17 protein-coding genes are annotated in these 22160 nt (G+C 59.8%); 9 read left to right on the top strand and 8 right to left on the bottom strand.

What is annotated here, in order from left to right; all coding sequences use genetic code 11:
- On the bottom strand, positions 1 to 2974 hold a 2974-nt coding region (locus PMI36_RS07585), incomplete at its 3' end, for a DUF6531 domain-containing protein (RefSeq protein ID WP_008074138.1).
- Positions 2975 to 3237: 263 nt separating this feature from the next.
- On the opposite strand from PMI36_RS07585, the gene PMI36_RS07590 reads away from it, so the two are divergent.
- Positions 3238 to 3933, top strand: coding sequence for an HAD-IA family hydrolase (locus tag PMI36_RS07590; RefSeq protein ID WP_008074136.1), 696 nt, complete (start codon positions 3238 to 3240; stop codon positions 3931 to 3933).
- Positions 3934 to 4044: 111 nt separating this feature from the next.
- Here PMI36_RS07590 and PMI36_RS07595 read toward each other — a convergent pair whose 3' ends face one another.
- Positions 4045 to 4791 (bottom strand): 3-oxoacyl-ACP reductase family protein, encoded by a 747-nt coding sequence (locus PMI36_RS07595; protein ID WP_008074135.1) that lies wholly within the window; start codon positions 4789 to 4791, stop codon positions 4045 to 4047.
- Between the two features lie 124 nt (positions 4792 to 4915).
- Here PMI36_RS07595 and PMI36_RS07600 point away from each other — a divergent pair, with 124 nt between their 5' ends.
- A complete protein-coding gene (locus tag PMI36_RS07600; protein WP_008074133.1) occupies positions 4916 to 5839 on the top strand; it encodes a LysR family transcriptional regulator in 924 nt (307 codons plus the stop codon).
- Between the two features lie 148 nt (positions 5840 to 5987).
- Here PMI36_RS07600 and PMI36_RS07605 read toward each other — a convergent pair whose 3' ends face one another.
- Positions 5988 to 6728: a phosphoadenylyl-sulfate reductase gene (locus PMI36_RS07605; protein WP_008074131.1), complete on the bottom strand. Its 741-nt coding sequence runs from the start codon at positions 6726 to 6728 to the stop codon at positions 5988 to 5990.
- Positions 6729 to 6902: 174 nt separating this feature from the next.
- Here PMI36_RS07605 and thrH point away from each other — a divergent pair, with 174 nt between their 5' ends.
- Complete coding sequence (gene thrH / locus PMI36_RS07610) at positions 6903 to 7520, top strand: bifunctional phosphoserine phosphatase/homoserine phosphotransferase ThrH (RefSeq protein ID WP_008074130.1); 618 nt, start codon at positions 6903 to 6905, stop codon at positions 7518 to 7520.
- Positions 7521 to 7612: 92 nt separating this feature from the next.
- Here the strand turns inward: thrH and pabB are convergent, their stop codons facing one another.
- The 4 genes from pabB to rloA form a co-directional block, all read right to left on the bottom strand.
- Entirely contained in the window at positions 7613 to 8950 is a 1338-nt protein-coding gene (pabB, locus tag PMI36_RS07615) for an aminodeoxychorismate synthase component I (RefSeq protein ID WP_008074128.1), read from the bottom strand.
- A gap of 225 nt (positions 8951 to 9175) precedes the next feature.
- Positions 9176 to 10162: an alpha-L-glutamate ligase-like protein gene (locus PMI36_RS07620; RefSeq protein WP_008074104.1), complete on the bottom strand. Its 987-nt coding sequence runs from the start codon at positions 10160 to 10162 to the stop codon at positions 9176 to 9178.
- The gene (gene rloB / locus PMI36_RS07625) at positions 10162 to 11697 is read right to left on the bottom strand and encodes an osmotic stress tolerance membrane protein RloB (protein ID WP_008074102.1); all 1536 of its coding nucleotides are present in this window, start codon (positions 11695 to 11697) and stop codon (positions 10162 to 10164) included. The genes PMI36_RS07620 and rloB overlap by 1 nt, the downstream gene beginning before the upstream one ends.
- Positions 11698 to 11702: 5 nt before the next feature.
- Entirely contained in the window at positions 11703 to 12239 is a 537-nt protein-coding gene (gene rloA / locus PMI36_RS07630; RefSeq protein ID WP_007902103.1) for a retropepsin-like aspartic peptidase RloA, read from the bottom strand.
- Between the two features lie 301 nt (positions 12240 to 12540).
- Here rloA and PMI36_RS07635 point away from each other — a divergent pair, with 301 nt between their 5' ends.
- From PMI36_RS07635 to prpD, 6 genes are all read left to right on the top strand, one after another.
- Entirely contained in the window at positions 12541 to 13260 is a 720-nt protein-coding gene (locus PMI36_RS07635; protein WP_177319500.1) for a GntR family transcriptional regulator, read from the top strand.
- A complete protein-coding gene (gene prpB, locus PMI36_RS07640; protein WP_007902093.1) occupies positions 13257 to 14147 on the top strand; it encodes a methylisocitrate lyase in 891 nt (296 codons plus the stop codon). Before PMI36_RS07635 ends, prpB begins: the two co-directional genes overlap by 4 nt.
- Positions 14148 to 14331: 184 nt before the next feature.
- Positions 14332 to 15459, top strand: coding sequence for a bifunctional 2-methylcitrate synthase/citrate synthase (gene prpC, locus PMI36_RS07645; protein WP_007902092.1), 1128 nt, complete (start codon positions 14332 to 14334; stop codon positions 15457 to 15459).
- Positions 15460 to 15664: 205 nt separating this feature from the next.
- Complete coding sequence (gene acnD, locus PMI36_RS07650; RefSeq protein ID WP_008074099.1) at positions 15665 to 18259, top strand: Fe/S-dependent 2-methylisocitrate dehydratase AcnD; 2595 nt, start codon at positions 15665 to 15667, stop codon at positions 18257 to 18259.
- A 52-nt stretch (positions 18260 to 18311) separates the two neighbouring features.
- Positions 18312 to 19502, top strand: coding sequence for a 2-methylaconitate cis-trans isomerase PrpF (prpF, locus tag PMI36_RS07655; protein WP_008074098.1), 1191 nt, complete (start codon positions 18312 to 18314; stop codon positions 19500 to 19502).
- 201 nt (positions 19503 to 19703) lie between these two features.
- Positions 19704 to 21188: a 2-methylcitrate dehydratase gene (gene prpD / locus PMI36_RS07660; RefSeq protein WP_008074097.1), complete on the top strand. Its 1485-nt coding sequence runs from the start codon at positions 19704 to 19706 to the stop codon at positions 21186 to 21188.
- A 135-nt stretch (positions 21189 to 21323) separates the two neighbouring features.
- Here the strand turns inward: prpD and ppsR are convergent, their stop codons facing one another.
- Positions 21324 to 22142 (bottom strand): posphoenolpyruvate synthetase regulatory kinase/phosphorylase PpsR, encoded by an 819-nt coding sequence (ppsR, locus tag PMI36_RS07665; RefSeq protein ID WP_007902088.1) that lies wholly within the window; start codon positions 22140 to 22142, stop codon positions 21324 to 21326.
- Positions 22143 to 22160: the final 18 nt, after the last annotated feature.

Genomic DNA, 22160 nt, shown 5'->3' with positions numbered 1-22160 from the left:
GGCCGTCGAAGCCGGTTTCCTGTCGGATCAGGCCGTTGGGCGTGTAGTCCAGGCGATATTTTTCGCCGGATTCGTTTTCAATTTCTGTTAGCAACAGCTGCGCGTTGTCGTAGCGATAACGCAGTTGTGTGCCATCGGGGTTGATCCGGCGGCTGACCAGATGCAGATCGTCGGCGTATTCATAGCGCGTGACACGGCCCAGCTCATCGCGTTCGGCGGTAATCTTGCCGTAGGCGTTGTAACTGAAGGTGCGAGTGGCGCCGGTGGGAAGTGTCGCCTGAACCAGTCGCCCGACGGCATCCCATTGGTACTGAGTGAGGGCACCGTGTTCGTCCTGACGGGTCGTCTGTCGGCCTAGCGCATCGTAGGAAAAGCGCCGCTGACTACCGTCCGGCAAGGTCTCTTCGAGTAGTTGTCCCAGCCCGTTCCAGATGAAGACATGCCGGCTGTTGTCCGGGAAGCGGATCGACAGCAAACGCCCCTGAGCGTCGTGCTGATAGTGAGTGACCTGGCCGTCCGGATCGGTGGCTTCGGTGACGTCGCCCTGGGCATTGCGCTGGTATTTCCACGCCGCTTGGCCGCGATAGCATGCATGCAGGAAACCATTGCGGTATTCGTAGGATGTTGGCTCGTCTTGCGGCGGAACCAGCGTGACCAACCGCCCGACGTCATCGTAACGGTATTCAGTGACCGCCCCGAGCGGATCCTGCTCGGCTACCAACCGGCCATTGTCGTCGTAGGCCTTAAGGTGTTCGCCGCCATCCAGCTCGACCCGGCGCACCAGCCGCGCCCGATCATCGTGGACATAAACCTCTTCGCTGCCATCGATGTTCTGGACGGTGACGCTGCCCTGGTCATCCCAGACATAACGTGTGTCCATCTGGGAAAACGACGCCCAATGCCGCACGCATCGCGCGGCCTTGCCGGACTTTTCCCACTCCCAGAAGAAACTCGCGCCACCGGCCAGTTGACGCTGCAGAATCACGTGTTGGTCGTCGTAGTCGTAACGCTCGCTTTCACCAGCGGCATTGGTCGCTTCGATCAAGCGTTGGCTGGCGTCGTAGCGATAGAAAACCAGCATCTGCTCTGTATGCCAGGCTTCAACCACGGCATCGGCGGGATGAAACGACTGATATTCAATGGCGACGAGGTGCCTGCGCTCGTAGCGCAACAGCAGGGAACGACCGGCGCCGTTATCGAGGCGTTGAATGCGATCCTGACGGTCGCGAGTGATGTGGAGGCGGTTGTTGTAGGCGTCGCTGATCGCCGTCAAGCGACCCTCTCGAAAGTGATAGAACCGGCTCGTCTCGCCGGCCAACGCGAGAATCAACTCTTGCGACTCATTCCCAAGGTAAATCGCTGCCCGCGACAGACTGTTATGAATCGCCGGGCGCTCGACGCTCGGCAACGGAAAGGTGGTGCGACGGTTTTCATGGTCGATCCAGACGACCTGTTCATCGTCCAGCTCCAACCGCTGTGCCAGCGAATGGCTCCAGCCCCAGCCCAGCCCGCAATCGACCTCCGCCGCGCTGGTGCGGTACAACCGGGTAAAAGCAAACGGCAGCAGCCCGTCCAGCGAACCATCGGTCAGGGTCAGCAGCTCTTCACCGGTGACCATCGACACCGGGCAGCCGTTGGTGCAGGTCAGTGCCGCGCAATCGGCGCTGTCGTCGTTGGGGTTTTTCGCCTGACTCGGTTCATCGTCGTGAGGTTCGTGACGGCCTAGCCGGGTCATGGCCGCGGACTTGTCGCGAGCAATGGCGACTGGATTGTTCACCTGCACAACCGGTGAGTCGCCGGCGCTGATCTGTAGCGGAACCGTTGGTGCAGGTTTCAGCGGTGCATTTCGCGCGCTGACCACGAGCGGTTTGAGCGCGCCAGCGTGGGCTGTGAGGTCAGATTTGGCCGTCAGTTCGGCCAGTCGCAAACTGGCCGCCGCCAACCACTGTCGCGCCTGCCGGGACTTGATCTTGTCCAGTACTTTCGCGCTCATGCCGAGCTTCAGGCCCGTAGGGCCGGTGAGGCGCACCAGCAAGAAACTGATCAACAGTTCTGTACGAATTTGCGCCACGACTTCGGCGATGTACTGCGGCGGCAGCATCCTCAGCCAACTGGTAAAGGCCGCGAGATGGATGAACATCAACGGTTCATCGCTCAACATCAGCAACACATTGGCGATGGCTTCAGCCGAGGCATTCAGCAACGTCTCAAGCTCGCCTTGGGTCAGGTACTCAAGGAGTTTTTCGCTGTTGGTTTGCAGGTCGGCCAGAAGGGCGTAGACCTGCTTCACGTCATCCCACAAACCCTGCAGCGAACGCTCGAAGCCGCGCCAGTCGGCCTGTTGCAGCAGGCCGTAGCGCTGAGTGAAGGTTGCCTCGGAGAAACCTGCCCATAAAGGCTCGAATTCGCTCGACCATTCATTGCGCAACCAGTCTTCCAGCTCGCCGATCACGCCTTGATAGGAGGCATAGAGTGCTTTGACGTGATCCGCGGAAACATTGGGAAAGAAGGTGATGCGATAACGCTGGCCGCGCCAGCAGTCGGGGATTTCGAGGATGCCGCTGGGGCCGATGGTTTCGTGAACGGGCTCACCGAACGTCAGTTCACCATTACGCTGCGAGATAACCGGTTCGAGCATCACCGGCGTATCGCCGATCGGCACGAAACGCGCGGCCTCAAACATATGAACCAGGGTCAACGGACCGCTGGCAGGGCACATGGCGAGCGTTGAACTGACAGGGGTAGTGGAGCTCTTCGGTGCGCTGAGCCGGACTTCGTTGCCGACCTTGAACACCTGCTCGACATCCAGTGCCCCACCGGTCCAGAAGTTTTCCGCCCAGGCCTCGTAGTCGTTGAGGCAGAGTCGAAAATCACCGAGCAACGCTTCGATGTCCGGCTGCTCGGGGTTCATGGCGGCGACCACCAGCAAGCCGATGGCATTGTTCAAGGCCAGGACCTTGTCAGGTTCGAACATTCGCAGTCCCTCGCGCTGATTAATCTGGAGCGCAAGACTTTGCGGGGGATCAACGAGGAAAGAAGTCGGGAAAAGAGGTGTTTGGTGTAGGGGAAGTCGCTAAATCATCGTGGGCGTCCTCGACACAGTTTTTTGTGTCCGCCAGGCATTGCCCGTTGCTCTCTGCCAACCGCGCTCGCTATGCTGCTGAACCCTTTAATCCATCACGACCCCGGCGTGCCTTAGCCGCTCCTGGGATGTCATGAGAAAACGGATCAGATGCGATGAATGCACCCTTGGATGAGTTCGGCCCGATCAAGGCCGTGATATTCGACATGGACGGCTTGCTGCTGGACACCGAGGGTATTTACACCGAGGTCACGTCCATTATTGCCGGGCGTTATGGCCGGACCTTCGACTGGAGCGTCAAACAGAACATCATCGGTCGTGGCGCGGGTGATCTGGCGCGCTATGTGGTCGAGGCGCTGGACCTGCCAATTACAGCCGAAGAGTTTCTGGTGATCCGCGAACCGCTGATGCGCGAGCGTTTTCCGACGGCGCTGGCGATGCCTGGCGCAGAGGAACTGGTTAGGCACTTGAAGGCCAACAACATTCCTATTGCGGTGGGCACCAGTTCTTCACGTCAGTCGTTCGGCGAGAAAACCACCTTGCACCGCGACTGGTTTGCGCTGTTCGACTTCATCGTCACCGCGGATGACCCGGAAGTGGGCGCGGCCAAACCGGCGCCGGATATCTTCCTGACGGCGGCGCGGCGTCTGGGTGTCGCGCCCGGGGATTGCCTGGTGTTCGAGGATTCGCCGTTCGGTGTCACGGCGGCGAAAGCGGCGGGGATGACGGCGATTGCGATCCCGGATGCGGCGATGGCCGACGAAAAGTACGCACACGCCGATGGCATTCTTCGTACGTTGAAGGCGTTCAAGCCCGGTGCATGTGGCCTGCCGGCACTTGAGTGGGCTTGACACCTATCTGATGTGGGAGCGGGCTTGCTCGCGAAGAGGGAGTGTCAGGCAACATCAATGTCGACTGATACGACGCCTTCGCGAGCAAGCCCGCTCCCACAGTGACCTGCATCAGGCGCCGAAACCACCGTCGATGGTCAGGCTGGCACCGGTGATGTAGCCGGCTTCGGGGCCAACCAGATAAGCGACGAAGCTGGCGATTTCTTCCACTCTTCCATAACGACCCACGGCCATCAGCGGGATCAGGCTTTCAGCGAAGTCGCCGCTGGCGGGGTTCATGTCGGTGTCGACCGGGCCTGGTTGCACGTTGTTGATGGTGATACCCCGTGGGCCGAGGTCGCGGGCCAGGCCTTTGGTCAAGCCGACCAGCGCCGATTTGCTCATGGCGTACGGGCCACCACCGGCGAAGGGCATGCGCTCGGCATTGGTGCTGCCAATGTTGACGATGCGACCGCCTTCGGTCATGTGTTTGGCGGCTTCCTGAGTGGCGATGAACACACTGCGCACATTGATCGCCAGGGTCTGGTCGAAGTCTTCGAGTTTGAAGTCTTCCAGCGACGCGACGGCCAGAACGCCTGCGTTGTTGACCAGGATGTCCAGGCGACCGAAGGCTTCGACGGTGACCTTAACGGCATTGCGAATCGCGACGGCATCGGCGCTGTCGGCCTTGATGGCCAGGGCGTTGCCACCGGCGCTGGTGATGCTGTTTTGCAACTCTTCGGCTTTGGCGGTAGAGCTGACGTAAGTGAAGGCGACGGTAGCGCCTTCGGCGGCCAGGCGTTTGACGATGGCAGCACCGATGCCGCGTGAACCGCCTTGAATCAGAGCTACTTTACCGCTGAGGTGTTGAGTGGTCATGTCGATCTCCAGAAATTCAAGGCGGGCTGCCTTGTTGTTGGAGTCGAGTATCGGCTTCGCACTACTTCGCGGGTAGACCGTCATTGCTATAGTCTGTGTAAACCAGAAGTTTATAGTGACGCTTATGGAAACCTTCAGCAGTATCGAATGCTTCGTGCGTAGCGCCGAGGTTGGCAGCTTCGCCGAAGCGGCGCGGCGCTTGAGCCTGACGCCGGCGGCGGTGGGCAAGAGCGTTGCCAAGCTGGAGGCGCGACTGGGTGTGCGGCTTTTCCAGCGCAGCACGCGCAGCTTGACGCTGACTGAGGCCGGTCAGCTGTTTCTCGGCGAAGTCAGCGCCAGCCTGCACACGATCCAGAATGCCGTGGCCAACCTGGCCAGCGCCGAAGGACGTCCCGCCGGCACATTGAAAGTCAGCATGGGCACAGTGTTCGGGCGTTTGTACATCGTGCCGTTGCTGGGCGAGTTTCTGCAGCGCTTTCCGGCGATCAACCCGGACTGGCATTTCGATAACCGCCAGGTCGACCTGATCGGCCAGGGATTCGATGCGGCGATTGGTGGCGGATTCGAACTGCCCCAAGGGGTGGTGGCGCGCAAGCTGACGCCCGCCCATCGGGTGTTGGTGGCTTCAGCCGAGTACCTCGCGAAATACGAGGCGATCGTCGAGCCTGACGACCTCAAATACCACGACGGCATCTTGATACGCTCGCCGCAGACGGGACGCGTGCGTTCCTGGCAGTTGACCAGTCGCACCCGGCAACACAGCCCGCTAACGCTCAAGGCGCGGATGACCATGAGCGATTCGGAAGCCGCCTGCGCCACGGCGGCTCAGGGGTTAGGCATTGCGTTGGTGAGCATGCCGTTTGCCGTGGGTTATCTGGATGCGGGGACGTTGCAGCGGGTGTTGCCTGACTGGTACGTCGATGACGGCAACATCTCAATCTATTACGCCGAACACAAACTGCTACCGGGCAAGACCCGGGCGTTTGTCGATTTCATCATTGAGCAGTTTGCGGAGCAGGGGTTGGGGCAGCGGTTCAGTGCGCTGTGAGTCTGATTTAGAACCGAGGTGCGGCCTTCGCGAGCAAGCCCGCTCCCACAGGGTTTTGAGTCGTATAGTAATGATGTAAACGACACAAAACCTGTGGGAGCGTGGCTTGCCCGCGATGAACGATAACGCGGTCTAAGACTATGATTTTTTAAGCCTTGGATTTGCTGATGATGTTCCCGGCATGCAGCCCGCATTCTTTCTGCGTGGCTTCTTCCCACCACCAACGACCTTCGCGCTCATGCTGGTTCGGCAACACCGGACGGGTGCAAGGCTCGCAGCCGATGCTGATGAAGCCGCGCTCATGCAGGCTGTTGTACGGCAGCTCCAGCATGCGAATGTAGCCCCAGATCTCTTCGCTGGTCATTTGCGCCAGCGGGTTGAATTTGTACAGGGTGCGTTCCGGGGTGGAGAACGCGGTATCGATTTCCAGCACCGCGACCGCACTGCGGGTGCCCGGGCTCTGGTCCCGACGCTGGCCGGTGGCCCAGGCGGTTACGCCCGAGAGCTTGCGACGCAACGGCTCGATCTTGCGGATACCGCAGCACTCGCCATGACCGTCCTTGTAGAAACTGAACAGGCCCTTTTCCTTCACGAAAGGTTCGAGCTTGGTGTAGTCCGGCGACACGACTTCGATATCGATCTTGTAGTGCTCGCGCACCTGCTCGATGAAGCGGTAGGTCTCGGGGTGCAAGCGGCCGGTGTCGAGACTGAACACCTTGACGTTCTTGTTCAGCTTCCAGGCCATGTCCACCAGCACCACATCCTCGGCGCCGCTGAAAGATATCCACAGGTCATCGCCGAACTCGGCGAACGCGAGTTTCAGGATGTCCTGAGCGGATTTGTTGGCATAGGTCGTGGCGAGTTCCACGACATCGAACGATGGGCTCATCAGGGCGGCTTCCTACAGGTCGGTGGCGCTGGGCGCTCTATATGTGCCTGATGGTAACAAAATCCTGCGGCGGCTGGTGCGCCCTCTGCGTTGCACGGAGAAGGGCGAGTCGCTAGAGTTCGGCAGTCCTTTTGCTCGCTCGACTCAATAAACAGTACAAAATGGGAGTGTCTTGTGGAAATTGCCTGTCTGGATCTTGAAGGTGTGCTGGTCCCGGAAATCTGGATCGCCTTTGCCGAAAAAACCGGGATCGACTCCCTCAGGGCCACCACTCGGGACATTCCCGACTACGACGTGTTGATGAAGCAGCGCTTGCGGATTCTCGACGAGCACGGCCTGAAGCTTTCCGACATTCAGGAAGTGATCGCCACGCTCAAGCCTCTGGAAGGCGCCAGCGAATTCGTCGACTGGCTGCGTGAGCGCTTTCAGGTGGTGATTCTGTCGGACACCTTTTACGAATTCTCCCAGCCGCTGATGCGTCAACTGGGCTTTCCGACCTTGCTTTGCCATCGTCTGATTACCGACGATGCCGGTCGGGTCACGGGCTATCAGTTGCGTCAGAAAGATCCCAAGCGTCAGTCGGTATTGGCGTTCAAGAGCCTCTACTACCGGGTGATCGCGGCGGGGGATTCCTACAACGATACGACGATGCTGGGCGAGGCCGATGCCGGGATTCTGTTCCATGCACCGGACAATGTGATTCGTGAGTTTCCACAGTTCCCGGCGGTGCACAGCTTTGCGGAGTTGAAGCAAGAGTTCATCAAGGCTTCGAACCGGGCGTTGAGTTTGTAGTCGTCAGGGAGGGCCCCATCGCGGGCAAGCCCGCTCCCACAGGATTTGTGTTGATCACATAACCTGTGGGAGCGGGCTTGCCCGCGATTCTTTTAAAGGTTTTGCAGTGTATCGAGCAGCACCTTCACCTTGGTTATCGATTCCTGATATTCCGCCTGCCAGTCCGAATCCGCGACGATCCCGCCGCCACCCCAGCAGCACACCTGTCCATCCTTGACCAGCAAACTACGGATGGCGATGGAGCTGTCCATCTCGCCGCGCACGTCCAGGTACAGCAATGAACCGCAATACAATCCACGACGGGTCGGTTCCAGCTCATCGATGATCTGCATGGCACGAATCTTCGGCGCGCCGGTAATCGAGCCGCCGGGGAAGCTGCCGGCAATCAAGTCCAGCGCATCCTTGTCATTCGCCAGCTCGCCGGTAACGCTGCTCACCAGGTGATGCACGTTCGGATAGCTTTCCAGACTGAACAACTCCGGCACCCGCACCGAGCCGATGCGGCAGGTACGGCCGAGGTCGTTGCGCAGCAAATCGACGATCATCAGGTTTTCCGCACGGTCCTTGGGGCTGGCCAGCAGTTCGGCGGCGTTCGCCGCATCTTCAACTGCAGTCAGACCGCGGGGGCGGGTGCCTTTGATCGGGCGGGTTTCGACGTGGCGCTCACTGACTTTGACGAAACGCTCCGGCGACAGGCTCAGCACCGCGCCGCCGTCGGGCAGGCTCTGGAAACCGGAAAAAGGTGTCGGGCACGCCGCCCGCAGCGCGCAGTACGCGGCCCATGGATCGCCCTGGCATTGCGCACGAAAGCGCTGGGCGAAGTTGACCTGATAGCAGTCGCCGGCCTGAATGTACTGCTGAATGCGTTCGAAGGCTTGTCGATAGTCGTCGGCGCTCAGGTCGGCACTCATCGGGCCGTCGAGTTTGAAAGGCTCGGTTTTCTGAGGTGCAGGTTGCGTGAACAGTTCGAGCAGCCGCTGCCGCTCGCTGTCGATCAGCGCCGGGTGGAACACCAGTTGGCTGGTGGCCAAGTGGTGATCGCTGATCAGGGCCCAGTCGTACAGTCCAAAACGTGCGTCAGGCAATTGCAGGTCGTCCCGCGCCTGGCTCGGCAGGTTTTCCAGATGCCGGCCGAAGTCATAGCTCAGATAACCGATCAGGCCACCGGCGAAAGGCAGGTCGAAAGGAACAGTGGCTTTACCGAGTCGCTTCAGAGTGTCGCGAAGGCGTTGCAGGAAATGGCTGCCGCTTTCATCCGGTAACACAGCCAGTTGTTCCAGCGGCCAGGCGCTGAGCAGGTCATAACGCCCACGCTCGGCGCTCGGCCGGCCGCTGTCGAGCAGCACGGCACCGGGGGCATGACGAATCGCCGCGAAGTACTCGGCGGGGTTGGCGCGATAGGGCAGCGGGTGTACGGAACAGGTCAGCATGGGCGGGGCAGATCAGCCATCGAGGCGGGGGAGCGATTGTAGTCCTCTGCGGGATTTGCTCCTAGAGGGTATGTCGGGGATTGGCAGATTGGCGACAGGGTTGAGGGCTGTGGTGATTGGGAGTCAGTCTTCGCGAGCAAGCCCGCTCCCACATTGGATATATGTAACGCCGAAGATCCAATGTGGGAGCGGGCTTGCTCGCGAAGGGGGCGACTCGGTTTTGGATCAGCCCTCAACCGCTGGAATATGCCCAAACATTTCCTGAACGAACTCAACGCGTTCCTGCACCGTTTCGGTTATCCCGCGCGCTTTCAATTCTTCCAGTCGCGCTTCGACTGCGTGGGTGCGCAACGTCAACCCGCAGTCATTGGCGATCTGAATGTTCAACCCGGGCCGGGCGTTAAGCTCAAGAATCAGCGGCCCTTTCTCCTGGTCGAGCACCATGTCGACACCGATGTAACCCAACCCGCACAGCTCATAGCAGCCGGCCGCGAGCTTCATGAAACCGTCCCAGTAGGGCAGTTGCACGCCGTCCACGGCGTTGGTGGTGTCCGGGTGTTTGTTAATGATGTTGTTCAGCCAGGTGCCGCGCAATGTCAGGCCGGTGGCCAGGTCGACACCGACGCCGATGGCGCCTTGGTGCAGGTTGGCCTTGCCGCCAGACTGGCGGGTCGGCAGGCGCAACATGGCCATCACCGGATAGCCCATCAGCACGATGATGCGTATGTCCGGCACACCTTCATAGCTGATGCTTTTGAAGATCTGGTCCGGGGTCACGCGGTATTCGATCAGTGCGCGGTCACGGTGACCACCCAGGGAGTACAGGCCGGTCAGAATGCTGGAGATCTGGTGCTCGATTTCCTCGTGACTGATGATCTTGCCCGACACCGTGCGATAGCGACCCTCGAAGCGGTCGGCGATCACCAGAATGCCGTCGCCGCCGGCGCCCTGGGCCGGTTTGACCACGAAATCGGTACGCCCGCCGATGATCTCGCCGAGGTTGTCGATTTCTTTCTCGGTGGAGATCACGCCGTACAGCTCCGGCACATGAATGCCGGCGGCGATGGCGCGCTCCTTGGTGATGATCTTGTCATCGACGATAGGGTACAGGCTGCGCTTGTTGTACTTGAGCACGTAGTCTGCGTTGCGCCGATTGATCCCCATGATGCCCCGGGCCTCAAGGGCTTTCCAGGTCTTCCAGAGACCGAACATCAGGCGTCAACCTTCTTCAGGAAAGCCTTGAAACGCACCAGCTCGGTCAGGCGGTAACCGCGATAGCGACCCATGGCCAGCATGAAGCCCACCAGAATCAGCAGGATCGCCGGGAAGGTGAACACGAAGTACACCAGCTCAGGCACGCTCATGATCAGATGCGCCAAAGAGGCGGCGAACAGGGTACCGATCGCCACTTTCATGGCATGGCCGCCCCCGCGCTCTTCCCAGGTGATCGACAGGCGTTCGATGGTCATGGTCAGAATTACCATCGGGAACAGCGCCACCGACAAGCCGCGTTCCAGGCCGAGTTTGTGGCTGAACAGGCTGATCGCCGCGATCAGCACCACCACGAAGGTCAGCACCACCGATAGCCTCGGCAGCATTTGCAGCTTCAAATGTTCAAGATAGGAGCGCAGCGACAGGCCCAATGTCGTGATGATCGTAAATAGCACGATGCCGAAACCGAGCTGGGTTTCCCGGAAGGCGAGGGCGATCAGCACCGGGGTAAAGGTGCCGAGTGTCTGAATGCCGATCAGATTGCGCAGGATCAGGATCACCAGCACGCCGATCGGGATCATCACCATGATCATGAAGGTTTGCTGGGTTTCCAGCGGCAGGCCGTACAGCGAGTAATCAAGGAAGTTGGCGTCGGAGTTTTCGTCGGTCAGCTTGGCCAGGCGAATGGCGTTCATTTCGCTGTTGTTAAGGCTGAAGGTGACGTTGGCTTTTTTGCCGCCATCGACGGTGATCAGGTTTTCATCGCCGGTCCACCACTGCAAACGGTCGGTGGGCAGGCCCTGTTCGCCGGTTTCCGGGTTGAAGTACAGCCAGTCGGTGCCGTTGAAGCTGCGCAACCAGAGTTCAGGCATCTGGGGTTGATCGGCCACCAAGCGGATGGTGTGGACCTTTTCGATCGGCACGTGGGCGATGGACAGTACCAACTCGACGATTTTGGCTTTGTTCGCGGTGGACGGATCGCCGCCCAGCAGCAGTTTCACGTTGTCGTCATTAAGGTTGTTGACGCGCTTGATGGCTTCGCCGATGAAGGTTTCGACGTCGGCCGAGTGTTGGCGGATCGGCGCGAGCAGGGCTTCGGCGGCGATTTTCTCCGGGCCTTCGACGGCGATGCTGTCGCGGAAGGTCGGACCTTTGACCTTGGATTTTTCGCCGCTGTAGCGCTTGGTCAGCACCAGTCGGTAATAAAGGGTCTGATTGCCTTTGGCCCGACGCGCCGACCAGGTGACTTTGCGGTTGCCATCGACACGGTTCACCGCCACGCCGTAATTATTGGAAATGAAACTCTCGTTGAGGCTCACGTAGTCGCGGCTCAGCGGTGGCACGAACATCTGGATTTTGATCGGATCCTTGGCATTGGCGACGAACTCGACCTTGGCGTCGATGTTCCACAAGTCGTCGGTAGCGTCTTCGGTCACCGGAATTCCGAGCACGAAAATCTGATAGGCCGTAACTGAAATGCCCAGCACCACCAGGATGGCGATCAGCAGTTTCAGATGGAGGGTAAGAGCGCGCATTGGAATTACTCTGCGGTATGTGCGTCGGTGGCGCAGGCGGGTTTGCCAGCAGCGTATTTAAGACTGGGGTCGACCAGCGCATCGAAGCGTTTGAGCGCTTCGGAGCCGATCAGGAGCGGGTATTGGAAGGCACTGCGGTCGGTCAAGTTCACTTCGATGCTGCGTAAAGCCGAACCCATGCAAATATCCAGCTCGATGACCGGACGGGCGGTGTACTTTTTGCCTTCTTCCGGGTCGTAGTCACCGGCCCGGCGCTTGATCTTGCTGACACGGGCCAGCGGTCGTTCGATCGGGTGCGAATGCGCGGCGTCGATAGCCAGATAGAAACGCACCCAGGATTCGCCATTGCGTTTGAAACGTTTGATGTCGCGGGCACTCAGCGAAGCGGTTTTCGCCCCGGTGTCGAGTTTGGCGGCGACTTCCAGATTGATGCCGTCCAGCGAAGCGTACTCATTGAGGCCGTACACAGTCTTTTCCCCTGCCGCGGCGAAACCTGGCAGGCCAAAAAGACAAAGGAATGTGGTGAAGGGCTTGAGTCTCATAAATCCTGGTGCGCAGCGGTCCGTTCTTCAATTCAAGGCCCTGGCATTGCTGCACAAGCTCCCTCGTATGCCTATCTGTTTTTTATGACAGGCAATGCAGATGACAAGCAAATGCGGGCGGCATTCTAGCACGGTGGGTTTATGGCGCCAGCGCTGGCCGACGGCTATAACTTGAGGTGTTGCTTCCTTATGGTGCAGGGTGGTTATTAGACGATTGTCGACAATATAGAATTATCCTTTGACGTGACCGGCCATATTCGCTAGTTTTTGCGGCATTGGTTTTCAAGGTGTCGACAATATGTTGGATCAACTCGATCCCCCGGTCACGATTCAGGACGACTCGGAAACACTTTCCGAAAACGTCTTCCGACGCATTCAGGCGGCCATCGTCAAAGGCGAGATCGCCCCGGGGAGCAAGATCTCCGAGCCGGAGCTGGCGCGCACCTACGGCATTAGCCGCGGGCCGCTGCGTGAGGCGATTCACCGTCTGGAAGGCCAGCGCCTGCTGGTTCGCGTGCCGCACGTCGGCGCGCGGGTGGTGTCGCTGAGCCACGCCGAACTGCTGGAGCTCTACGAAATTCGCGAATCCCTGGAAGGCATGGCGTGCCGTCTGGCGGCTGAACGCATGACGGTCGAAGAAATCGACGAACTGCGCCGGGTGCTCGAAACCCACGAGCGCGATGCGGCGTTTCAGGCCGGTGTCGGTTACTACCAGCAGGAAGGCGATTTCGACTTTCATTACCGGATCATCCAGGGCAGCGGCAACCGCACCCTGACCCAGATGCTGTGCGGTGAGCTCTATCAGCTGGTGCGCATGTACCGCATCCAGTTTTCCACCACACCCAATCGGCCGCGCCAGGCATTTGCCGAACACCACCGAATTCTCGATGCCATCGCCGACCGTGACGGTGAATTGGCCGAGTTGTTGATGCGCCGTCACATCGGCGCCTCCAAACGCAATATCGCCCGTCACTATCAGGACGGCGCTAACCCGACAGCCACTGAACGAGGTGAGTCATGAGTTCCAACAAGAGCACTCCAGGCCAGCGTTTCCGCGATGCGGTCGCCAGCGAACATCCGCTGCAAGTGGTCGGCACGATCAACGCCAACCACGCACTGCTGGCCAAGCGCGCCGGTTTCAAGGCTATTTACCTGTCGGGTGGCGGGGTGGCTGCTGGCTCCCTCGGCGTGCCGGACCTGGGGATTACCGGTCTGGATGACGTGCTGACCGACGTGCGTCGCATCACTGACGTCTGCGACTTGCCACTGTTGGTGGACGTGGACACCGGTTTCGGTTCTTCGGCGTTCAACGTCGCCCGTACCGTGAAGTCGATGATCAAGTTCGGCGCGGCGGCGATTCACATCGAAGACCAGGTTGGCGCCAAGCGCTGCGGTCACCGTCCTAATAAAGAGATCGTCTCGCAGCAGGAAATGGTCGACCGCATCAAAGCGGCCGTCGATGCTCGCACCGATGACAGCTTCGTGATCATGGCCCGCACTGATGCGCTGGCGGTGGAAGGTCTTGAATCTGCGCTGGATCGCGCCGCGGCGTGCATCGAGGCCGGTGCCGACATGGTGTTCCCGGAAGCGATCACCGAGCTTGAGATGTACAAGCTGTTCGCCAGCCGCGTGAAAGCGCCGATCCTGGCCAACATCACCGAATTCGGCGCGACACCGCTGTACACCACCGAGCAGCTTGCTGCCGCCGACGTGTCCCTTGTGCTGTATCCGCTGTCGGCGTTCCGTGCCATGAACAAAGCTGCGGAAAACGTCTACACCGCGATCCGCCGCGACGGCACGCAACAGAACGTTATCGACACCATGCAGACGCGCATGGAGCTTTACGATCGCATCGATTACCACACCTTCGAGCAGAAGCTCGATGCGTTGTTCGCCGCGAAGAAATAAAGAACAAAAGATCAAAAGATCGCAGCCTCGTTTCACTCGACAGCTCCTACAGGGCTGTTGTCGAACGCGGTCAATGTAGGAGCTGTCGAGCGAAGCGAGGCTGCGATCTTTCGGCATCACAAAGAACCTGATGAAACACAATTTGCCGATTCCCTGACAAATTCAAGAAAAACTGGAGACAGCAATGGCCGAAGCAAAAGTACTCAGTGGCGCCGGGCTCCGTGGCCAGGTTGCCGGGCAAACCGCACTGTCCACCGTGGGCCAGTCGGGCGCCGGCCTGACCTATCGCGGCTACGATGTTCGCGAACTGGCGGCTGACGCACAATTCGAAGAAGTGGCTTACCTGCTGCTGTACGGCGAGCTGCCAACCAAAACGCAACTGGCTGCCTACACCGAGAAACTGAGCAAGCTGCGCGACCTGCCGCAAGCGCTGAAAGAAGTGCTGGAGCGCATCCCCGCCGACGCCCATCCGATGGACGTGATGCGCACCGGTTGCTCGTTTCTGGGCAACATCGAGCCGGAGAAAGACTTCTCCGAGCAGCACGACAAAACCGACCGCCTGTTGGCCGCGTTCCCGGCGATCATGTGCTACTGGTATCGCTTCAGCCACGACGGCAAACGCATCAATTGCGTGACCGACGAAGCCTGCATCGGCGGCCATTTCCTGCACCTGCTGCACGACAAGAAGCCGAGCGAGTTGCACGTCAAGGTGATGAACGTTTCGCTGATCCTCTACGCCGAACACGAGTTCAACGCCTCGACCTTCACCGCCCGGGTGTGCGCCTCGACGCTGTCGGATCTGTATTCCTGCATCACGGCGGCCATCGGCTCCCTGCGCGGCCCGCTGCATGGCGGCGCCAACGAAGCGGCGATGGAAATGATCGAGCGCTTTTCGTCGCCGGAAGAGGCGATCAAAGGCACTCTCGGCATGCTCGAGCGCAAGGACAAGATCATGGGCTTCGGCCACGCGATCTATAAGGACAACGATCCACGCAACGAGGTGATCAAGGCCTGGTCGAAAAAGCTCGCCGACGAAGTGGGCGACACGGTGCTGTTCCCGGTGTCCGAAGCCATCGACAAGACCATGTGGGAACAGAAAAAACTGTTCCCGAACGCCGACTTCTACCATGCGTCGACGTACCACTTCATGGGCATTCCGACCAAGTTGTTCACGCCAATCTTCGTCTGCTCGCGCCTGACCGGCTGGGCTGCACACGTGTTCGAACAGCGCGCCAATAACCGCATCATCCGTCCGAGCGCCGAATACGTCGGCGTCGAACAGCGCAAGTTCGTGCCAATCGAACAACGCTGAATGGTGGGGGCTACCGCGCTGGTTACTGAATGAACCGGGAACCAGTGTGGGAGCGGGCTTGCTCGCGAAGACGGACTGACATCCAACATTGATGTCGACTGACACACCGCTTTCGCGAGCAAGCCCGCTCCCACATTAGATTGGGTTCAGTTCAGTAGCCGCGCCAGGCCCCACCTTTTGTAACCACCGTGACCGAGTCCTGACGATGAACACTGAATTCCGCAAACCGCTGCCCGGCAGCCATCTGGATTATTTCGACGTCCGCGCGGCAGTCGATGCCATTTCGCCTGGCGCCTATGACACCCTGCCGTACACCTCCCGCGTGCTGGCGGAAAACCTGGTGCGTCGCTGCGACCCGGCCACGCTCACCGAATCGCTCAAACAATTCATCGAGCGCAAACGCGATCTCGACTTCCCATGGTTCCCCGCCCGCGTGGTATGCCACGACATTCTTGGCCAGACTGCCTTGGTCGACCTCGCCGGCCTGCGCGACGCCATCGCCCTGCAAGGCGGCGATCCGGCGCAAGTGAACCCGGTGGTGCCGACTCAGTTGATCGTCGACCACTCGCTGGCCGTCGAGCGTGGCGGCTTCGACCCGGAAGCGTTCGAGAAGAACCGCGCCATTGAAGACCGTCGAAATGAAGACCGTTTCCACTTCATCAACTGGACCAAAAAAGCCTTCAAGAACGTCGACGTGATCCCGCCGGGCAATGGAATCATGCACCAGATCAACCTGGAGAAAATGTCGCCGGTGATTCAGGTGCGCGACGGCGTGGCCTTCCCCGATACCTGCGTCGGCACCGACAGTCACACCCCGCACGTCGATGCGCTGGGCGTGATCGCCATTGGTGTTGGTGGCCTGGAAGCGGAGAGCGTGATGCTTGGTCGCGCATCGTGGATGCGTCTGCCGGAAAGCGTCGGTGTCGAGCTGACCGGTAAGCTGCAACCGGGCATCACCGCCACCGACATGGTGCTGGCGCTGACCGAATACCTGCGCAAACAAAAAGTCGTCGGCGCGTGGCTGGAATTCTTCGGTGAAGGTGCTTCGGCGCTGACCTTGGGCGACCGCGCGACCATCTCCAACATGGCCCCGGAATACGGCGCCACGGCGGCAATGTTCTACATCGATCAGCAGACCATCGACTACCTGAAACTCACCGGCCGTGAAGACGAGCAAGTGCAGTTGGTCGAGAGTTACGCCAAGCAGACCGGTCTCTGGGCTGACAGCCTCAAGGGGGCGCAATACGAGCGCGGCTTGACGTTTGACCTGTCCAGCGTCGTGCGCAACATGGCCGGCCCGAGCAACCCGCACGCCCGTGTGGCGGTTTCGGATCTGGCCGCCAAAGGTATCTCCGGCCAGTGGGACGACGTGCCCGGCCAGATGCCGGATGGCGCGGTGATCATCGCCGCCATCACCAGTTGCACCAACACCAGCAACCCACGCAATGTCATTGCCGCCGGCCTGCTGGCGCGCAACGCCAACAAGCTCGGGCTGAGCCGCAAGCCGTGGGTTAAATCCTCGCTGGCGCCGGGTTCGAAAACCGTGGCGCTGTACCTGGACGAAGCCGGCCTGACCTCCGAACTGGAGCAACTCGGTTTCGGCGTCGTGGCGTTCGCTTGCACCACCTGCAACGGCATGTCCGGCGCACTTGACCCGGTGATTCAGCAAGAGATCATTGACCGCGACCTGTACGCCACCGCTGTGCTGTCAGGCAACCGCAACTTCGACGGCCGAATTCACCCGTACGCCAAAAACGCGTTCCTGGCTTCGCCGCCATTGGTGGTGGCTTATGCCATCGCCGGGACCATTCGTTTCGACATCGAAAAAGATGTGCTGGGCATGGTCGATGGCAAGGAAATCCGCCTGAAAGACATCTGGCCGAGCGACGAAGAAATCGACGCGGTGGTCAAGGCCTCGGTGAAACCGGAGCAGTTCCGTCAGGTGTACATCCCGATGTTCGCGATCCACGAAGACACCGGTCCGAAGGTCGCGCCGCTGTATGACTGGCGCGAGATGAGCACCTATATCCGCCGTCCGCCGTACTGGGAAGGCGCGCTGGCCGGCGCTCGTCCGCTCAAGGGTATGCGCCCGTTGGCGGTGCTGCCGGACAACATCACCACCGATCACCTGTCGCCTTCCAACGCGATCATGCTCGACAGCGCAGCCGGTGAATACCTGGCGAAAATGGGCCTGCCGGAAGAAGACTTCAACTCCTACGCCACTCACCGCGGCGACCATTTGACCGCGCAGCGCGCGACCTTCGCCAACCCTAAACTGTTCAACGAAATGGTTCAGGAAAACGGCAAGGTCAAGCAGGGTTCCCTGGCGCGGGTCGAGCCGGAAGGCCAGGTCATGCGCATGTGGGAAGCCATCGAAACCTACATGGAGCGCAAGCAGCCGCTGATCATCATCGCCGGTGCCGACTACGGCCAGGGTTCGTCCCGCGACTGGGCAGCCAAAGGTGTGCGTCTGGCGGGTGTGGAAGCGATCGCCGCTGAAGGTTTCGAGCGCATCCACCGCACCAACCTGGTGGGCATGGGCGTGTTGCCGCTGGAGTTCCAGCCGGGCACCGACCGTCACACCCTGGCCATCGACGGCAGCGAAACCTACGACGTGATCGGCGACCGCACCCCGCGTGCGACGCTGACGCTGGTGATCAATCGCAAGAATGGCGAACGCGTCGAAGTGCCGGTGACCTGCCGCCTCGACACCGCCGAAGAAGTGTCGATCTACGAGGCCGGCGGCGTGTTGCAGCGTTTCGCTCAGGACTTCCTCGAAGAATCGGCGGTTGCCGTTTAACACGACGAGCCGCGCGGGGGGTTAAGCCCCGCGCTGGCCGATAAGGATCTATATGGCTCACACACCCCAGATCAAGATTCCTGCTACCTACATGCGCGGCGGCACCAGCAAAGGCGTGTTCTTCAGCCTGAAAGACCTGCCCGAAGCGGCACAGATTCCCGGCTCGGCTCGCGATGCGTTGTTGCTGCGAGTGATCGGCAGTCCCGACCCATACGACAAGCAAATCGACGGCATGGGCGGTGCGACGTCCAGCACCAGCAAAACCGTGATCCTGTCGAAAAGCCTCAAGGCCGACCATGACGTCGATTACCTGTTCGGTCAGGTCTCCATCGACAAGCCTTTCGTCGACTGGAGTGGCAACTGCGGCAACTTGTCGGCGGCAGTCGGTTCGTTCGCGGTCAGCAATGGCCTGGTGGACGCCAGCCGCATTCCGCACAACGGCGTGGCGGTGGTGCGCGTGTGGCAGGCCAATATCGGCAAGACCATCATCGCCCACGTACCGATCACCAACGGTGAGGTGCAGGAAACAGGCGATTTCGAACTCGACGGCGTGACCTTTCCGGCGGCCGAAGTGCAGCTCGAATTCATCGACCCGGCGGCGGAAGAAGAGGGTGAAGGGGGGGCGATGTTCCCCACCGGCAATCTGGTGGATGATCTCGAAGTGCCAGGCGTCGGTACGCTCAAGGCGACCCTGATCAACGCTGGCATCCCGACCATTTTCATCAATGCCGAAGACATCGGTTACACCGGTACCGAATTGCAGGGCGCGATCAACGGCGACCTGAAGGCCCTGGCGATGTTCGAAACCATCCGCGCTTACGGCGCGTTGCGCATGGGGCTGATTCAGCATCTGGACGAAGCGGCCAAGCGTCAGCACACACCGAAGGTGGCGTTCGTCGCCAAACCGGCGGATTACATTGCCTCCAGCGGCAAAAAGATCGCCGCCACCGATATTGATTTGCTGGTGCGCGCGCTGTCCATGGGCAAACTGCACCACGCGATGATGGGCACGGCAGCGGTGGCCATCGGCACGGCGGCGGCAATTTCCGGCACGTTGGTGAACCTGGCGGCGGGCGGCATCGAACGCAACGCCGTGCGCTTCGGTCATCCCTCAGGCACGTTGCGCGTGGGGGCCGAGGCCAGCCAGGTCAACGGTGAATGGACTGTGAAAAAAGCCATCATGAGCCGCAGTGCGCGGGTGTTGATGGAAGGTTACGTCCGCGTGCCGGGGGATTCTTTCTAACCCGACACTGAGCCAATGTGGGAGCGGGCTTGCTCGCGAAGGCGGTATATCAGGCAATATTGATTTCGACTGACACTCCCTCTTCGCGAGCAAGCCCGCTCCCACAGTTAATTGCATTTCAATAACAAGAATAGCGTCACCAACTAAGATTGATCCTGAACCGAGGTCCCATCAGCGAACCACTGACCGAGTGAATCGAACATGAGCGCCAACGTCGACCTGAACAACCGCCCCGACTACGACACGGTCCTGCAGGACATCGCTGACTACGTCCTCAACTTCAAAATCGAATCTCCGGAAGCGCTGGATACCGCCCGCAATTGCCTGATGGACACCCTCGGCTGCGGTCTGTTGGCGCTGCGTTTTCCCGAATGCACCAAACACCTGGGCCCCATCGTCGAAGGCACGGTCGTTCCCTTCGGTGCTCGCGTGCCGGGCACCAGTTACCGTCTCGATCCGGTCAAAGCGGCGTGGGACATCGGTTGCATCGTTCGCTGGCTCGATTACAACGACACCTGGCTCGCCGCCGAATGGGGTCATCCGTCCGATAACCTCGGCGCCATTCTCGCGGTGGCTGACCACCTGTCGCAAAAGCGCCTGGCCAATGGCGATGCACCGCTGACCATTCGCGTGGTGTTGGAAGCGATGATCATGGCGCATGAGATTCAAGGCGTGATCGCGCTGGAAAATTCCTTCAATCGTGTCGGTATCGATCACGTCATCCTGGTGAAAGTCGCCTCGACCGCCGTCACCGCCAAGCTCATGGGTGCCAATCGTGAGCAACTGCTGTCGGCGTTGTCCCATGCCTTTGCCGACGGCCAGGCGCTTCGCACTTACCGGCATGCGCCCAATGCCGGGTCGCGTAAATCCTGGGCGGCGGGGGATGCGTCCAGTCGTGGCGTGCGTCTGGCGGACATTGCGATGCGCGGGGAGATGGGTATTCCCGGTGTGCTGACCGCCAAACAATGGGGTTTCTACGACGTATTGTTCAGCCACACCAACAACGATCTGGCGCTCAAGCCTGAAGACAAACGTGCCTTCAGCTTCTCCCGGTCGTTCGGCAGCTACGTGATGGAAAACGTGCTGTTCAAGATCAGCTTTCCCGCCGAGTTTCACGCGCAAACTGCCTGCGAGGCCGCCGTCACCTTGCACCCCTTGGTCAGGAATCGCCTGCACGAAATCGACAGGATCGTTATCACCACCCACGAATCGGCGATCCGCATCATCTCCAAGGTCGGCCCGCTGGCCAACGCCGCGGACCGCGACCACTGCATCCAGTACATGATCGCCGTACCCTTGGTGTTCGGTAATCTGGTGGCCGAGCAATATGAAGACGATTTCCACGCCGTGCATCCGATCATCGACGTGCTGCGCGACAAAATGGTCATCGTCGAAGACCCGCGTTTCACCCGCGAATACCTGGAGCCGGATAAACGCTCCATCGCCAATGCGGTGCAGGTGTTCTTCAAGGACGGCTCCAGCACCAAGAACGTGGTGGTGGAATACCCGATCGGCCATCGCCGTCGCCGCGCCGAGGGTATTGCGTTGCTGGAGGACAAGTTCAAGGCGAACCTGGCGACGCGCTTCACGGCTCAGCGCAGTGCCGAGATCTTTGCGTTGTGCAAGGACCAGACGCGGCTTGAGGAGACGGTGGTGAACCGGTTTGTGGATTTGTTTGTGATCTAGGAGACCGGGTTATCGTTCTTCGCGAGCAAGCCCGCTCCCACATTTGATCTTCAGCGAACACAGACTTTGTGTACGACACAGATCAAATGTGGGAGCGGGCTTGCTCGCGAAGGCGGCCTGACAGGCGCTGAAAAACTACTTGAACCGCCGCTCCACACCTTTCTCCACCAGAATCTTCGCCGAAATCTCTTCTACCGAGAAATGCGTGGAATTGATGTGGGCAATGTTCTCGCGGCGAAACAGATTCTCCACCTCGCGCACTTCGAATTCGCACTGCGCGTAGCTCGAATAGCGGCTGTTGGGCTTGCGCTCATTGCGAATCGCCGTGAGGCGGTCCGGGTCGATGGTCAGGCCGAACAGCTTGTGATGATGGGCGCGCAGGGCGGTTGGCAGTTGCAGGCGCTCCATGTCGTCTTCGGTGAGCGGGTAATTGGCCGCGCGGATGCCGAATTGCATGGCCATGTACAAACACGTCGGGGTTTTACCACAGCGCGACACACCCACTAGTATCAGGTCAGCTTTGTCGTAATAGTGCGTGCGGGCGCCGTCGTCGTTGTCGAGGGCGAAGTTCACCGCCTCGATGCGCTCCATGTAATTGGAGTTGCCACCGATGGAGTGGGATTTGCCGACGGTGTAGGAAGAATGCTCGGTCAGTTCCTGTTCCAGTGGCGCCAGGAAGGTCGAGAAAATGTCGATCATGAAACCATTCGACGTCGCGAGGATCTCACGAATGTCCTGATTGACGATGGTGTCGAAAATAATCGGACGAAAACCATCGTTTTCGGCGGCTTTGTTGATTTGTTGTACCATGGCCCGCGCTTTATCCGCGTTGTCGATGTAGGGCCGCGTGATTTTGCTGAAGGTAATGTTTTCGAACTGCGCCAACAGGCTTTGACCGAGGGTTTCGGCCGTAATGCCCGTGCCATCGGAGATAAAGAAAGCAGATCGTTTCATTTGCACCTTGGGCCTTAA

The sequence above is a fragment of the Pseudomonas sp. GM79 genome, assembly GCF_000282495.1.
GTDB lineage: Bacteria > Pseudomonadota > Gammaproteobacteria > Pseudomonadales > Pseudomonadaceae > Aquipseudomonas.
The sequence above is the reverse complement of the archived record's forward strand: the minus strand, read 5'-3'. Positions and strand labels throughout refer to the sequence as shown.